The organism is Pedococcus bigeumensis (assembly GCF_039531795.1).
Taxonomy (GTDB): Bacteria; Actinomycetota; Actinomycetes; order Actinomycetales; family Dermatophilaceae; genus Pedococcus; species Pedococcus bigeumensis.
Window position 1 is genome coordinate 332,301 of sequence record NZ_BAAAQS010000003.1, and the last position, 13,901, is coordinate 346,201.

At 70.9% G+C, this 13,901-nt stretch carries 16 protein-coding genes and 1 tRNA gene; 6 read left to right on the plus strand and 11 right to left on the minus strand.

The features are described 5' to 3' along the window. Positions 1-205 precede the first annotated feature (205 nt). From ABD262_RS12180 to ABD262_RS12195, 4 genes are read right to left on the minus strand one after another with little or no spacing between them, the layout of a single operon-like run. Complete coding sequence (locus tag ABD262_RS12180; RefSeq protein WP_344136262.1) at positions 206-1,135, minus strand: ABC transporter substrate-binding protein; 930 nt, start codon at positions 1,133-1,135, stop codon at positions 206-208. 20 nt (positions 1,136-1,155) lie between these two features. Further along, on the minus strand, positions 1,156-1,947 hold the full coding sequence (locus ABD262_RS12185) for an ABC transporter permease (RefSeq protein ID WP_344136265.1): 792 nt from the start codon (positions 1,945-1,947) through the stop codon (positions 1,156-1,158). Beyond that, complete coding sequence (locus ABD262_RS12190; RefSeq protein ID WP_344136268.1) at positions 1,944-2,591, minus strand: ABC transporter permease; 648 nt, start codon at positions 2,589-2,591, stop codon at positions 1,944-1,946. The genes ABD262_RS12185 and ABD262_RS12190 overlap by 4 nt, the downstream gene beginning before the upstream one ends. Continuing rightward, the gene (locus ABD262_RS12195) at positions 2,588-3,706 is read right to left on the minus strand and encodes an ABC transporter ATP-binding protein (protein ID WP_344136271.1); all 1,119 of its coding nucleotides are present in this window, start codon (positions 3,704-3,706) and stop codon (positions 2,588-2,590) included. The genes ABD262_RS12190 and ABD262_RS12195 overlap by 4 nt, the downstream gene beginning before the upstream one ends. A 57-nt stretch (positions 3,707-3,763) precedes the next feature. On the opposite strand from ABD262_RS12195, the gene ABD262_RS12200 reads away from it, so the two are divergent. After that, positions 3,764-5,221, plus strand: a complete 1,458-nt coding sequence (locus ABD262_RS12200; RefSeq protein ID WP_344136274.1) for an aromatic amino acid ammonia-lyase — start codon at positions 3,764-3,766, stop codon at positions 5,219-5,221. 81 nt (positions 5,222-5,302) lie between these two features. Here ABD262_RS12200 and ABD262_RS12205 read toward each other — a convergent pair whose 3' ends face one another. The 3 genes from ABD262_RS12205 to dcd form a co-directional block, all read right to left on the minus strand. Beyond that, the gene (locus tag ABD262_RS12205) at positions 5,303-5,881 is read right to left on the minus strand and encodes a dienelactone hydrolase family protein (RefSeq protein ID WP_344136277.1); all 579 of its coding nucleotides are present in this window, start codon (positions 5,879-5,881) and stop codon (positions 5,303-5,305) included. A gap of 71 nt (positions 5,882-5,952) precedes the next feature. Then, a complete protein-coding gene (locus tag ABD262_RS12210; protein ID WP_344136280.1) occupies positions 5,953-6,594 on the minus strand; it encodes an alpha/beta hydrolase family protein in 642 nt (213 codons plus the stop codon). Positions 6,595-6,789: 195 nt separating this feature from the next. Then, positions 6,790-7,365 carry a dCTP deaminase gene (dcd, locus tag ABD262_RS12215; RefSeq protein WP_057378595.1) on the minus strand — a complete coding sequence of 192 codons (576 nt, stop codon included), beginning with the start codon at positions 7,363-7,365 and terminating at the stop codon, positions 6,790-6,792. 115 nt (positions 7,366-7,480) lie between these two features. Between dcd and ABD262_RS12220 the strand changes: the two genes are divergently transcribed. Beyond that, positions 7,481-7,551: transfer RNA gene (locus ABD262_RS12220), tRNA-Gly, on the plus strand. Positions 7,552-7,720: 169 nt separating this feature from the next. Here the strand turns inward: ABD262_RS12220 and folE are convergent. The 3 genes from folE to ABD262_RS12235 form a co-directional block, all read right to left on the minus strand. Next, positions 7,721-8,281: a GTP cyclohydrolase I gene (gene folE / locus ABD262_RS12225; RefSeq protein ID WP_344136286.1), complete on the minus strand. Its 561-nt coding sequence runs from the start codon at positions 8,279-8,281 to the stop codon at positions 7,721-7,723. Positions 8,282-8,453: 172 nt separating this feature from the next. Then, a complete protein-coding gene (locus ABD262_RS12230) occupies positions 8,454-9,440 on the minus strand; it encodes a patatin-like phospholipase family protein (RefSeq protein WP_344136289.1) in 987 nt (328 codons plus the stop codon). Positions 9,441-9,445: 5 nt separating this feature from the next. Next, complete coding sequence (locus ABD262_RS12235; RefSeq protein ID WP_344136292.1) at positions 9,446-9,895, minus strand: hypothetical protein; 450 nt, start codon at positions 9,893-9,895, stop codon at positions 9,446-9,448. 194 nt (positions 9,896-10,089) lie between these two features. Here ABD262_RS12235 and ABD262_RS12240 point away from each other — a divergent pair, with 194 nt between their 5' ends. The 4 genes from ABD262_RS12240 to ABD262_RS12255 all read left to right on the plus strand — a co-directional run bounded on the left by ABD262_RS12240 (position 10,090) and on the right by ABD262_RS12255 (position 12,217). Further along, positions 10,090-10,329 (plus strand): hypothetical protein, encoded by a 240-nt coding sequence (locus ABD262_RS12240; protein ID WP_344136295.1) that lies wholly within the window; start codon positions 10,090-10,092, stop codon positions 10,327-10,329. Positions 10,330-10,544: 215 nt separating this feature from the next. After that, on the plus strand, positions 10,545-11,090 hold the full coding sequence (locus ABD262_RS12245) for an RNA polymerase sigma factor (protein ID WP_344136298.1): 546 nt from the start codon (positions 10,545-10,547) through the stop codon (positions 11,088-11,090). Beyond that, positions 11,087-11,332 carry a hypothetical protein gene (locus tag ABD262_RS12250; protein WP_344136301.1) on the plus strand — a complete coding sequence of 82 codons (246 nt, stop codon included), beginning with the start codon at positions 11,087-11,089 and terminating at the stop codon, positions 11,330-11,332. The genes ABD262_RS12245 and ABD262_RS12250 overlap by 4 nt, the downstream gene beginning before the upstream one ends. A gap of 216 nt (positions 11,333-11,548) precedes the next feature. Next, entirely contained in the window at positions 11,549-12,217 is a 669-nt protein-coding gene (locus ABD262_RS12255) for a 2'-5' RNA ligase family protein (RefSeq protein WP_344136304.1), read from the plus strand. A gap of 46 nt (positions 12,218-12,263) precedes the next feature. On the opposite strand, the gene ABD262_RS12260 is transcribed toward ABD262_RS12255, so the two are convergent. Next, complete coding sequence (locus ABD262_RS12260; protein WP_344136308.1) at positions 12,264-13,886, minus strand: carbamoyltransferase C-terminal domain-containing protein; 1,623 nt, start codon at positions 13,884-13,886, stop codon at positions 12,264-12,266. Between the last annotated feature and the right edge of the window lie 15 nt (positions 13,887-13,901).

The window sequence follows — 13,901 nt, forward strand, 5'->3', positions numbered from 1 at the left end:
CACCGTCCGCCACTCTTGGTGGCAACGGAGATCACTGGATCCGAGGTCACGTGAGGCGCGGAGGGGCGCTTCCCGAGATCGCGGATCCGGGATTGGCAGACCGGGGGGTCATGCCGAAAGGCCGGGTGTGGGTCCGGGGGGACACCACACCCGGCCTTCATCCGTCTCCGGGAGGAGTCGGGCTGAACCGGTCAGACCGGACTCGTCAGGCGAGGCCGTTCTTGGTCAGGAACTCCTTGGCCACGACATCGGCGTCCTTCTTGTTGACGACGACCTCCGTGAGCAGCGCGGAGAGACTGGCCGTGTCGAGCTTGGCCGAGACCGCGTTGAGGGCACCCTCGATGGTCGGGTTGCTCTTGCTCTTGGTGATCAGCGGCACGACGTTCTGCGCGGCATACATGCTCTTCGGGTCCTCGAGCGCGACGAGGTCGTTCGCGGCGATGCTCGGGTCGGTGGTGAACAGGTCACCGGCGTCGATCTGGCCGTTCTTCAGGGCAGCCAGCGTCAGCGGGCCACCGGCGTCGAGCGGACGGAACGCCTTGAACTCCAGGCCGTAGATCTTCTTGAAGCCCGGGATGCCGGTGTCGCGGGTCTTCCACTCCGGCGGTCCGCCGACGGTCAGCTTGTCGGCCTTGCCGGCGAGGTCGGCGATCGACTTCACGCCGAGCTCGTCGGCCCGCGACTTCTTCATGACCAAGGCGTCCTTGTCCTCGGCCGCGGACTTGTCGAGCACGGTCAGCGTCGCCGGGACAGAAGCCTTGAGCTCGGTGTAGACGGCCTCGGCGTCGGTGCCGGTCTGGCCCTTCTTGAAGTAGTCGCGCAGCACGCCGGTGTACTCGGGGATGAGGTCGATCGACCCGTCCTGGAGCGCCGGGATGTAGGCCTCGCGGGCGCCGATGTTGAGCTTCTTCTCGACCTTGACGCCCTTGGCCTCGAGGGCCCCGGCGTAGATCTCGGCGAGCAGTGCGCTCTCGGGGAAGTCGGCCGAGCCGACCTTGATGGTGCCGGAGGCGGCGCCACCCGAGCTCGAGCTCGAGGTGGTGGCGAGCGGGTCGCCACCGGAGTTGCCGCACGCCGCGGTGGCCATCAGGGCCGCCGCCGTGGCGATGGTCAGGGTGATCTTGGTGAGCTTCACGGTCCCGCTCCTGCCGTAGTTCATGGGGTCTGAGGATCCACCGTACGTGTCGACGGTGGAATGTCTACATCGAGGGGGGTATTAGCTTGGTTACGGTTCGGTGACCGCCGCCGCGACCCGCGAGCCGGTCCCGCTCCGCGGCCGGTCAGCCCCGGCGAGACGACGTAGCGCTGCACGACGGCGAGCAGCAGGTCGACCACGAGGGCCAGGACAGCGACGAGCAGGGCGCCGCCGGCCATCTGGGGGTAGTCGCGGATCTTCTGGCCGTCGATGAGGAACCGCCCCAGCCCGCCGGTGCCGGCCACGGCCGCCAGGGTGGCCGTGGCGATCACCTGGAGCGTCGCCGAGCGGAACCCGGAGAAGATCAACGGCAGGGCGTTGGGCACCTCGACCTTGCGCAGGACCTGCAGGCCGGTCATGCCCATCCCCTTGGCGGCGTCGCGCGCGGCCGGGTCGACCCCCTCGACGCCGGCGTAGGCGCCTGCCATCAGCGGCGGGATCGCCAGCACGACCAGGACGATGAGGCTGGGCACGAGGAACGCCGAGTCACCCGCGAGCTTGGGGAAGAGCCACAGCACCATGAGGTAGAGCAGGCCGAGGCTCGGGATCGCCCGCGCGGCGCCCGCGAGGTTGACGACGAAGAAGCGGCCGCGACCGGTGTGGCCGATCGCCAGCCCGAGCGGGAGGGCGATGAGGCTGGCGATGAACAGCGAGATCGCGGAGTAGCGGAGGTGGGCGAGCGTCTGGCCCGGGATGCCGTCGGGGCCCGACCAGTTGAGCGGGTCGGTGAGCCAGGTGATGACGCCGTTCACGACCGGCCCCCCGTCGCCCGCTGCCACGGCGTGAGCAGCCGCGCCACGACGATGATGATGACGTCGAAGAGGAGGGCGAGCACGACGCAGCCGATGATGCCGACGACCAACGGGTCGTAGAAGTCGCGGTTGAACCCGTCGCTGAACAGCAGGCCGAGCTGCTGGACCCCGATGATCGTGCCGACGCTGACGATGCTGACGTTGCTGACGGCAGCGACCCGCAGCCCCGCCGCGATGACCGGGATGGCGAGGGGGAGCTCGATCGCGAAGAACCGCTTGCCCCGGGTGTAACCCATCGCCGTGGCGGCGTTCTGCACGTGGTCGGGGACCGCGCCGAGGCCGTCGGCGACGGTGCGCACCAGGAGGGCGAGGGTGTAGAGCGACAGGGCGATCACGACGTTGACCGGGCTGAGGATGCCGTAGCCGGTGAAGAGCGGGAGCATCACGAACAGCGCGAGGCTGGGGATCGTGTAGAGCAACCCGAACCCGGCCGTGAACGGCGCGTAGAGCCACGCGTAGCGGCGCGCGAGCCAGCCCAGTGGCAGCGCCAGCAGCAGCCCGACCACCAACGGGATGCCCGCGAGGTAGGCGTGCGTCCACGCCAGTCGCAGGACCTCGGGGATGTGGTCGAGGAACCAGGTCATGCCGCCGGCGCCCCGGGGTTCTCGGGGTTCTCCAGCTCGGGACGGCTGGTCTCCTCGATGGCGGTGAGCACCTCGTGGGCCTTGACCGTGCCCACCAGCGCGCCGGCGTCGTCGACGATCACCCCTCGCCGGCTCGGGCTCGACAGGGCGGCGTCGAGGGCGGCTCGCAGCGGCCCGCTCGCCCGCGCGACGGTGCCGCCGCGGTGCAGCGCCTCGCTGCGCACCTCACCCTTCACGCGAGCCGGCTCGACCCAGCCGAGCGGGTGGTTGTCGTCGTCGACGACGAGCACCCAGCCAGCGTCGACGGAGTCGACCCGCTCCCCGATCGAGACGGTGCGTTCGGACGCGAGCGGGAGGCGCGGGGTCGGCTGGAACGACAGCGCGCGGTAGCCCCGGTCGCGCCCGACGAAGTCTGCGACGAAGTCGTCGACCGGGTGGGAGAGCAGGTAGGCCGGTGCGGCGATCTGGGCGAGGTGGCCACCGACCTTGAGCACGGCCACCTGGTCGCCCAGCTTGATGGCCTCGTCGATGTCGTGGGTGACGAAGATGATCGTCTTGCCGAGATCGCCCTGCAGGCGCAGGAACTCGTCCTGGAGCTGCTCGCGCACGACGGGGTCGACGGCGCTGAACGGCTCGTCCATGAGCATCACCGGCGGGTCGGCCGCGAGGGCGCGGGCCACCCCGACGCGCTGCTGCTGCCCACCGGACAGCTGGGCGGGGTAGCGCTTGGCGAAGGCGGGGTCGAGCCCCACGCGCTCGAGCAGCTCCATCGAGCGCTTGCGGGTCTCGGTCTTGTCCATGCCCAACAGGCGCGGGACCGTCGAGACGTTGTCGAGGACGGTGCGGTGCGGGAAGAGGCCGGCGTGCTGGATGACGTAGCCGATGCCGCGCCGCAGCTCGGACTCCTTCATCCGCGCGGTGTCCCGGCCGTCGAGCGAGATCGTGCCCGAGGACGGCTGGATCATCCGGTTGATCATGCGCAGGGACGTCGTCTTGCCACAGCCCGACGGACCCACCAGCACGGTGATCTTGCCGCTGGGAGCCTCGAAGCTGAGGTCGTCCACGGCCACGGTGCCGTCCGGATACTGCTTGGTGACACCGTCGAAGGCGATCATGGCGATCAACCTAACCCAGCACACCGACAAGCGACACCGACGGGGATACTGGGCGGCGTGACGCAACCGGTGCACCTCGACGGCCACAGCCTCGACCTCGACGCACTGGAGCGGGCGGCTCGCGGCACCCCCGCCTCGATCGACCCCGACGCGCTGTCGAGGGCCGCCGCGTCGCACCGCAACGCCGCCGAGGTCAGCACCACCCGCCCGGTCTACGGCCGCACGACGGGCGTCGGGGCGGCCCGCGACGAGAGCACCGACTCGAAGGTCGACCACGGCCTGCGGCTGCTCCGCTCGCACGCCGCCGGCTGGGGCGAGGTGATGTCGTCGTCCGTCGTGCGGGCCGCGCTGGCGGTGCGGGCCAACCAGATCCTCGCCGGGGGGTCGGGCGCCTCGCCCGCCCTCGCCCAGGCGCTCGCCGACCTCGTGGGCGCGCCCGACGGCGACCTCCCCGTCGTGCACCGCTACGGCTCGCTCGGCACCGGCGACCTGACCGCTCTCGCCGAGGTCGGCCTGGCACTGATCGGGGAGCGTGAGCGAGCCGGCGGCGCGAGGCGCTGCGACGTGCAGCTCACCTCGGCAGACGCCCTCCCCCTCATGTCGTCCAACGCCTTCGCCATCGCCGAGACCGCGCTGCACGCCGCGTCGCTGCACGAGCTGGCCCGCGCCGCCGACACGGTCTGTGCACTGAGCTTCGTTGCCCTGCAAGGCAATCCCGAGGCGGTCAGCGCGACGGCCGCCGCCGCCACGCCCTTCCGCGGCGCCCAGGAGGTGAGCCGCGTGCTCCGGGACCTGCTGGAGGGCCAGCCCGGCGAGCCGGCCCACCTCCAGGACTTCTTCGGGCTGCGCACCTGGCCGCAGGTGCACGGTCCGGTCCTCGACACGGTCCTCGACCTCAAGAGCGTCGTCGAGACGGCAGCCAACACGGCCTCGGAGAACCCGCTCTTCACGGGCACCGACGGCGCGCCGGAGGTGACGCACCACGGCGGTTTCCACGCGGCATACCTCGTGCTGGCGGTGGACACGACGTTGCTGGCCCTGACGCGTTCGGCGCAGGCGGTGCAGTCGCGGATCAGCCACACCCTCACCGACTCCGACAGCGGGCTGCCGTTGTTCCTGTCGGACTCGACGATGGGGTCGTCGGGGGTGCTGATCGCGGAGTACGTCGCCGCCTCGGCCCTGTCGACGATCCGCGGGGTCGCCTCGACACCGTCGAGCGTGCAGACCGCCGGGGTGTCGGCCGGGATCGAGGACGACGCGTCGTTCGCGGGGCAGGCCGCGCTGCGGCTCGGGGAGGCGACCGCCGCGTACCGGCGGATGCTCGCCGTCGAGCTCGTGTGCACCGTGCGGGCGTTGCGGATGCGAGGCGTCGTGCCGGTGGGCGAGCTGGGCGAGGCGTTCGCGCGGTGCGAGGCGCTGCCCGCGGGCATCGAGGACCGCGACCTGTCGCCCGAGCTCGAGATCGCCGAGCGCATCGTTGCGCGGTATGCCGTGTCGACGCCCGAGGAGCGCTAGCCCCTTCCCTGCGTCGTCACCGCTGCATCGCCCGCCGCACCGCCCGGAGCACCCTTTCCGCCCGACCATCCCGCGCAGACGTCAGGACACCCGGTCGAGGAACTCGAGGACCCGGTCGGTGAGGACCGCGGCCTGCTCGGCGTCGTAGGTGGAGATGCTGTTGTCGGCGAACAGGTGAACCGCTCCGGGGTAGGTGAACAGCTCCCCGTCGGCAGCCTCCTCGACGAGCGCCCGGCCGGCCTCGAGGTCGCCCTCACCCGCGAAGATCGGGTCGTCCGCCATGCCGTGCACCTGCACCGGCACCTCGTCGGGCCAGCCGTCTCCGAACTCCGACGGCGGCACGCACGACTCCATCAGCAGGGCACCCCTCGCGCCCGGACGGGTCTGGGCCAACAGCTGGGCGGGCATGACACCGAGGGAGAACCCGGCCCAGACCACCTCGGCGGGCAGCGCCTCCCCGGCGGTCTTGCCCCGCTCGAGGATGGTGTCGAAGCCCACCTGCTTCATGTAGGCGAGGCCGTCGTCGAGGGTCTCGAAGGTCTGGCCCTCGTAGAGGTCGGGGGTGTGCACGGTGTGGCCCGCGTCGCGCAGGGCCTCCGCGAAGTCGGTGATCCCCGTGGTCAGCCCCTGGGCGTGGTGGAACAGCACTACCTCGGCCATGTCGTCTCCTCTGGTCGCCGTCCTTCGCCGGGACGGTCTCGTCGGCGGCCCCCGCTGAGCCCTTCCCGACACTATGGCGTGAGGGTCCGACAGGGCTGGTCGAGCAGGTGGCCGACGAGGAAGGCGGCCGCCTCGCGGTGCCAGCGGGAGGCCTGGCGGAGCATGGCGTGGCTCTCGCCCCGGACCGACTCGTAGCTGACGTCGGCGCCGCGCCGGGCCATCGCCGTGGCCATCGCCCGGGAGGCCCGCGGCGAGGTCATCCGGTCGAGGCTGCCGTGCATGAAGAGCACGTGCAGGCCGGGGTGGGACCGGGGCTGGTCCTGTCCCTCGACCCACGGGGCGAGCGCGGCGATGGCGGCGATGCGCTCGTCGTCGGCGAGGTGCAGCGCGACACGGCCGCCCATCGAGTGCCCGAGCAGGCCGATCGGCACCCCGGGGTACTTCGCCTCGATCTGCTCCAGGGCCAGCCTGGTGTCAGCCACCGGGCTCTGTTCCGCGCCGTTCCACCCGCGCACGGCGTAGCGCAGGAACGCCACGGCGATCTGCCCGTCGCCCGCCGACGCGACGGCGTTCGCGAACGGCACCATGCGCAGCACGGCGCCCTGCCAGGAGCGCACCGGCTGCCGACTGCGCGACTTGCCCCCGTGCAGGACGAGCACGACCGCGCGGGGATGGTCCACCTCCGCCGTCCAAAGCAGTCGGGATGCGGGCACGGTCGCCTCCTTCAGGGTTTCGAGTCTGTCGACGTCGTTCGTAGCCGGGTCGCTGCCGGATGGCGTCGCCCCCGCACCGACGACCCTCCTACCCCTCAACGCGCGCGAGCACACGTTCGTCGCACCTGTGGCGCGCTCGCGACGCGGTGCTGGGAGGCGCGCTCTGGGTGAGCACGCGGCATACCTCGGCAGCGGTCAGACGTCGGTGGTGTGGAAGTTCTTGAACGACCGGCTCGCGGTCGGGCCGCGCTGGCCCTGGTAGTGCGAGCCGTACTTGGCCGAGCCGTAGGGGTTCTCGACGGGCGAGCTCAGCCGGAAGAAGCAGAGCTGGCCGATCTTCATGCCGGGCCACAGCTTGATCGGCAGGGTGGCGACGTTGCTCAGCTCGAGGGTGACGTGGCCGGTGAAGCCGGGGTCCACGAAGCCGGCCGTCGCGTGGGTGAGCAGGCCGAGGCGGCCGAGGCTGGACTTGCCCTCGACGCGAGCCGCGACGTCGTCGGGGAGCGTCACCGTCTCGAAGATCGACCCGAGCACGAACTCGCCGGGGTGCAGGATGAACGGCTCCCCCTTGTCGACCTCGACCAGCCGGGTGAGGTCGGGCTGGTCCTCGGCGGGGTCGATGAACGGGTACTTGTGGTTGTCGAACAACCGGAAGTAGCGGTCCAGGCGCACGTCGATGCTCGACGGCTGGACCATCTCCGGGTCCCAGGGGTCGAGGACGACTCGCCCGTTGTCGATCTCGGCCTTGATGTCGCGGTCGCTCAGCAGCACGGTGAGAGACTAACGCGAGGGGTATGCCGGGGGCCGTCCGTCTCGCGCGCGCGTTCGGTTAGACTTCCTGCCGCACCGCCCTCCGGGCGGTGCTCGTCCCACTTCGGTGGGGTGCGCCGGTGTAGCTCAATGGTAGAGCGCCAGCTTCCCAAGCTGGACACGCGAGTTCGATTCTCGTCACCGGCTCCGATGCCAGAGGCCCCCAGACACGCTTTTCGTCTGGGGGCCTCTGGCATCGGACTCGGAAGGATGCCGAGAATCGGGAGGAGCCGCCGCGAGCGAAGCGAGCCCCTCCAGCGACGGCTCTCGTCACCGGCTCCAGGCCAGGCCCGGGGTCGTCCCCATTCGACACCCGTCAGCGTGTCGAATGGGTGAGAGCGAGGAACTCCGAACGGGTGCGGGCGTCCTCGCGAAGCACCCCGAGCAGGCTCGAGGTGACCGTGGTCGTACCGGGCGCCTGGACTCCGCGCAGGGTCATGCACAGGTGTTCGGCCTCGATGACGACGCCGACTCCGGCCGCCCCCAGCTGGTCACGCAGCCAAGCGGAGACCTGGGTGGTCAGGCGCTCCTGGACCTGGGGCCGGCGCGAGAAGTGCTCCATGACACGGGCCAGCTTCGAGAGGCCGAGGATGCGCTCCCCGGGCAGGTACCCGATGTGTGCGATCCCCACGAACGGCAGCATGTGGTGCTCGCACAGCGACCGCACCGGGATGCCCCGGGCCACGATGAGCTCGTCGTATCCGCCGTCATTCGGGAAGGTCGTCGGCTGGAACGGTCGCGGGGTCAGCAGCTCGACCAACGCTGCGGCCATGCGCTGCGGGGTCTTGGCCATCGACTCGCTGTAGAGCTCCACCCCGAGCGACGTCAGCAGGCAGTGGGCTGCGGCCGTCGCGGCCACCAGGTCCGGCTCGGCCATGGCCCCGGTACCGTTCCACGCGCCGCGTGGGCGGCGGCCTCCGCTGTGGCTGTCGTCAGCGTGGGCTTGCCTTCTTTGCGATCCGAGAGGCTGGTTGGTCGGGCCGGCGGAAGCTGAAGTGCTCAAGGAAGTCGTCCTTTCGGGGGCGTCCGGAGGGAGCCGGAGAGGGGCGTCACGCGGTGGTATGCCGTGTGGCGGGCAAACGGGTCGGCGCGCCGTCGTCGGGACGACCGGGCCCGGCGGCGCGGCGGTGCGGTCCATGGAAGGCGAGGACCTCGTCGTCGCCGTTGCCGGTGGTTCGACCGGCCGGCGCGGCCAACGGGTCGGACCGGTCAAGCCAATGGCCGGCGCTGGCGCCGGCGCGGCGCATCAGGGTGTCGGCCTGCGAGAAGTCGGCAGCCGAGATGGCCAGGGGACACAGCGGTGGGACGATGTGCAGCCGGGCTCGTCCTGAGTAGGCGTGCACCTCCTCGATCAGCTGCCGGTGCAGGAGCAGGTTCAGGGCCGTGAGACCCACCCCGAGAGCGCTGCTCGGCGGCGGCCCGGCGCAGGGGTAGCCAGCCGGCAGCAAGTAGATGTCATCCATGCCTCGGGCTTCGGCGTAGGCGAGTGCACCGGCGTGCCCAACCGCTCCATCGACCAGGGTTCGACCGCCTCGGTGCACAGGAGGCAGGAGTCCGGGGACTGCAGCGCTGGCCGTCACGGCGTCGACGACGGCGCCGCTGCTGAGGAACCGCGGCCCACCGGTGACGATGTCGGTGGCGGTCACGGCCAGACCCAGACGCGCATCCTCGAGCGCGTCATAACCGAGGTGCAGCTCGAGGAGTCTGCGCAGCGGTTCCGCCGAGAACATCGAGGTTGTTCCGCCGAAGGCGGCACGGGCCCAGCGACGAGGGTCGGGCACGAAGACGTCGCGCCGACGCATCCCTGACCACAGGGCTGCCAACTGGCCGACTCGTTGAGCGGTGGTGCCCGGTCCGGCGAGGTATGCGGCGTTGACGGCGCCGACCGATGTGCCGATCAGGAGATCGGGGTGGATGCCATGCTCGTGCAGAGTCGTCATCATCCCCACCTGCACGGCGCCCAGGCTCCCGCCGCCGGTCAGGACGAATGCGGTGCCACCGGATCGTTCCCGCGCTGCCGTGCCGTCGATGGTCATGTCTGCTACCCCCTGCGCAAGGGCCACAGGGTGGGCCGAGCGTCGTACCTGGTGGCGAGCCTCTGCAGGGCGATGGCGGCCAGCAGGAGCCCGAAGTCCCGCAGTGCCACGTCGTAGTAGCCGGGGATCAGCAGCAGGTTCACGATGATGCCGCCCAACCACGCGGTCACCACCAGCGCGCCGAGGCGGGGATGGAAGGCGACGAGGAGCCCGGCGACGATCTCGATGACTCCCACGGCATACATCGCCTGGTGTGGGGTCACGGGCAACGGTCGGGAAAGCACCGGTGCCAGGTACTTGTCCCACTGGACCAACAGGTTCGGGAACTTGTCCAACCCGAACACGACCGGAGCGACGACGAAGGCGGCGCGCAGCACCATGAAGGCCTGGTACGTGGCGTCCCGGTGGCGCAGTGGCCGGGTCTGGTTGGTGGTGGTCTGGGCGGTCGCGGCCATGGTGGTCTCCAACAGTCGGGTGTGCGGTGTCCCCCCACCGGACTGTGCGGCGGTGATGCCACCGCAGCCCACGGCGGTGACGCCGTGGCAGCTCCGTGGGAGGCTGACAGGGTGTTAGTCGGCCTCGTGCCCGGACGTCTTACCGGCGCCTCACTCGCGGGTATGAACCTGAGGGGTTGGCGCAGCAAACAGTCATGACCATCAACCCGACCCGTACCGCCGGGCCCTGCAGGACGGCCGGACGTCCGGTCGACGTCGTGGCTTGGCGCGCGTGCCGCCTTCGCGAGGCCGGGTTCCCGGTCGCCCTGGCCACCGCGCTGGCCTCGCAACGAGTCGACCTTCATGCACTTCTGCAGCTGGTGGACGCCGGATGTCCGCCTGAGCTTGCCGCACGCATCCTGTCGCCGGCCGACGACACCGTGGCGTCGTGGTGACTGCCGTCAGCCGCGACGAGGAACGGTCCTCGGGAGCTCGTCGCGAGCCAGCCGATGCCCGGTCAGGACGTGCTGAAGGTACAGCTGGGCTGGATGCCCAGGGAGAGCCGACCGACTGGGTGCGAGCGCTCACGACCGCCGGGCCCGGGCAGCCCCTGGCCATGCGCCAGCTGCACGATCTGATGCTGCGCGCGGCCGCACACCAGGTGTGGCGCATGCGTAGCGCCCTACCCGACGCATCGCCCGGCACCGTCGACCTCATCGTCAACCAGGCTGCGGACGAGGCCATGGCGACGCTGCTCCGAAAGGTGCACACCTTCGAGGGGCGGAGCAGGTTCACCACGTGGGCCTTCAAGTTCGCCGTCCTGCAGGCCGCCACCGACGTCCGCCGACTCCAGTGGCAGCATCGTGAGGTCGAGCTGCGCGACCTCGACCTGCTGCATCGCCCGGCCGGTGGTCAGGACAGCCCCGAGCTCCATGCCGAGGGCAGTGACCTCGCCCGCGCGCTGGCGGAGGCGATGAGGACCTGTCTCACCCCCTACCAGCGGCGCATCGCGATCGCCCTGCTCGTCGACGGCATAGCCATCGACGTGCTGGCGCAGCGGCTCGGCACCACCCGAGGCGCGCTCTACAAGACGGTCCACGATGCCCGAGCTCGTCTCCGCGCAGAGCTCACCCACCGCGGCTACCTGTCCGAAGCCACGGAGAACAACCCGTCTCGGGCCAACACGCCCACCACCCGCACGGCAGGCATGCCATGAACGACGCGACTCCGCCCCTCCGCCTCGGCGACCTCACGCCCGAGGCCGTCGACGCCCTTCTGCTCGACACGACGCCATGGCTGTCCTGCGACGAGTGCTTTGACCGCATGGACACCCATGTCGAAGCGCTGCTCGGCGACTCCGAGCACCACGACCCGGCCATGGACAGGCACCTTCTTGGCTGCGCGGCGTGTCGCGAGGAGGCCCAATCGTTGGAGGCTCTGCTGAGGGCCCGCGATTGAGATCCGCTGGGCTCTCGTCACCGGCTCACGCGAAACGAGGGTCCCGACACGCCTTTCCCTCAGGGCCCTCGTCGGTTCTCGACCCCGGGTCCGTGCGCTGTTCACGGGAACGACACCGGCGTGTGGTTGTGCTGTTCCGGCCTCGGGGTGCCACCATTTGTGCATGACCTGGCTGCGCCACGACACCCCGGGGTCCCGTTGACTCTGACCCATCTGGTGAACCACTGGACCGACTCGCCGCACTGGCGACCTGGCCGAGAGCTCTGGACCTTCTACATCACGATCCCGCGCGACACCTCGGCGCACGCGCTGGTCCGCTCCTACCAACAGACCTTGGTGGGGCTGCCACACCTCGACCTGATCCAGGAGAAGTGGCTGCACGCCACCGTGCACGGCCTGGACTTCGCCGACGAGATCGACCCCGTCAGCGCGCACCGGATCTTCGAGGAAGTGGCCCGCGCGATCCAGAAGGTCGCCCTTCCTGCGATGACGCTGGAGCCACCCGAGCTGGACACCGACGCCATCTTCCTCCCGCTGCGGCCGGCCGAGCCCCTGGTGGAGATCAGGAACCTGATCCTCGACGCTGCTGACGGCGTCCTGGGCGGCCGCCCCCTCCACAAGCTGCCGGAGCCCACGCACGGGTTCGACCCGCACATCAGCATCGCCTATGCCAACGGGGAGGTGCCTGCCGACGACATCTGCGCACGACTGTCCAGCGTCGTCCACCCCCGCATCGAGCTGCAGGCCCCGACCCTGACGCTGGTGCTGCTGCGGCGCGAGGACCGGCGGTGGTCGTGGCGGACGGCGCGGCGGCTGGTCCTCGACGGTTCGTCGCACACGGTGCGCTCCACCCAGGACACCTCGTTGACGGTGCGCCCGGCCTGAGTCGGCTGGTCGTGCGGCGGACGACGTCGGGCGTCGCGGGGCTGACTCAGCCCAACCGCACTGCCCACCCCGGGCCGGCCAGCAGGTCCAGCCCCATCCGGCGAGCACTGAGCAGGGCGTCCCGAGGGGTGTAGACCATGGGCTCTCCTGCGCGGTTGAAGGAGGTGCACGTGACGGCCTCGGACCCGGCCTGCGCACCCATCGCGACGAGCAGCTGGTGGTAGGGACCCTCGTCCTCGACGACCTGCGCGCGGGCGCTGCCGTCGACGTGCACCACCCCTGCCAGTCGTGCCGCCGCCTCGGGGGCAGCGTTCGCCGCGACGAGCATGTGGGGTGAGGGGACCTCTCCCGGGAACGACCGCTCGAACTCGACCGCCGTGAGGGACGGGGCAAGGGGGCGCCAGCCCTCCCGACCCTTGACGCGGTTGAGCTTGTCGCGGACCCCGGCGTCGTCGGGGCGCGCGATGATGCTGCGTCGACCCAGGGCCCGCGGCCCCACCTCGCTGCGCCCTTCGAACCAGCCGCACAGCGTCGAGTCGGCCACCAGGGCCGACGCAAGATCATCGATTGACAGCTCCTCGACGACCAGTCCCTCCTGCGCCGCGGCGGCCACCACCGCCTCGGTCGCGTGGGTCCGCCCCAGGTAGGGCTCGGTCGGTCTCGGACGGTGGCCCTCGTGGACCGCGACGGCCACCGCCGCACCGAGCGCGACGCCGGTGTCGCTGGCGGACGGGGGGATCACCAGGTCGACCCGCGCGGCCCGGCAGTCCTTCGCCAGCTCGGCGTTGAGGGTGCAGTTGAGGGCGACTCCGCCGCTGTAGACCAGGGTGTCGACCTGCGGGATCAGCTCGTGCGCGTAGGCCAGGACCCGCTCGCCCACGTAGCGCTCCGCGGCCAACGCGACATCGGCACGAGCCTGGAAGGTGCCCACCTGCGGACAACACACCTCGAAGGACTGCAGCAGGCGGGACCGCAGCTCACGGAAGGACGACGGGGTCAGCGTCGCGTCGTGGGTGCGCGTCGGAAGCTCACCGGGGAAGCGCAGGTCGGGCAGGACCGGCACGGCCAGCTCCTCGCGCGGGTTGCCGTAGGACGCCAGCCCCATGGTCTTGCCCTCCTCCCCGAGGGCGAATCCGACGTGCTGGGTGAGCGCCTCGTAGTAGCCGCCGAGGGAGGTGGCCTGGGCCACGTTCCACAGCCGTTCGAGGCCATCGTCCCGCAGGAGGAACGCGGCGCCGGAGGTCGTCTCGCCCGACCCGTCGAGCACCAGGAAGCCCATCGAGGCGGTCCGACTGGCCGCGGGGGCGAACGCGTAGCCGCACCAGGCGTGGGCCGCGTGGTGCTCGATGAACCGCACCTCGAGCGGACGTCGACGTCCGAGCTGCCGGAACCAGTCGACGACCAGGGTCGCCACCTCGTGCTCCGGCTCGCCGATGGGGGTGGGCGACCACGGGTAGGCGACGACGTCCACGTCGTCCAGGTCGAACCCGCCGATCCGCAGGACCTCTCGCACGCTCTGCTCCGGCGCGAACCCGACGGCCCGCTTGACCCGGTTGAGCCGCTCCTCCTCCACGGCCGCGACGACGAGGTCGTCGGCGACGAGGGCCGCGCCGGGGTCATGGCGGTCATGGAGTCCGGTCAGCCCGTTGATCCCCAGCACCAGCGTCATGAGCGCTCCCCTCGA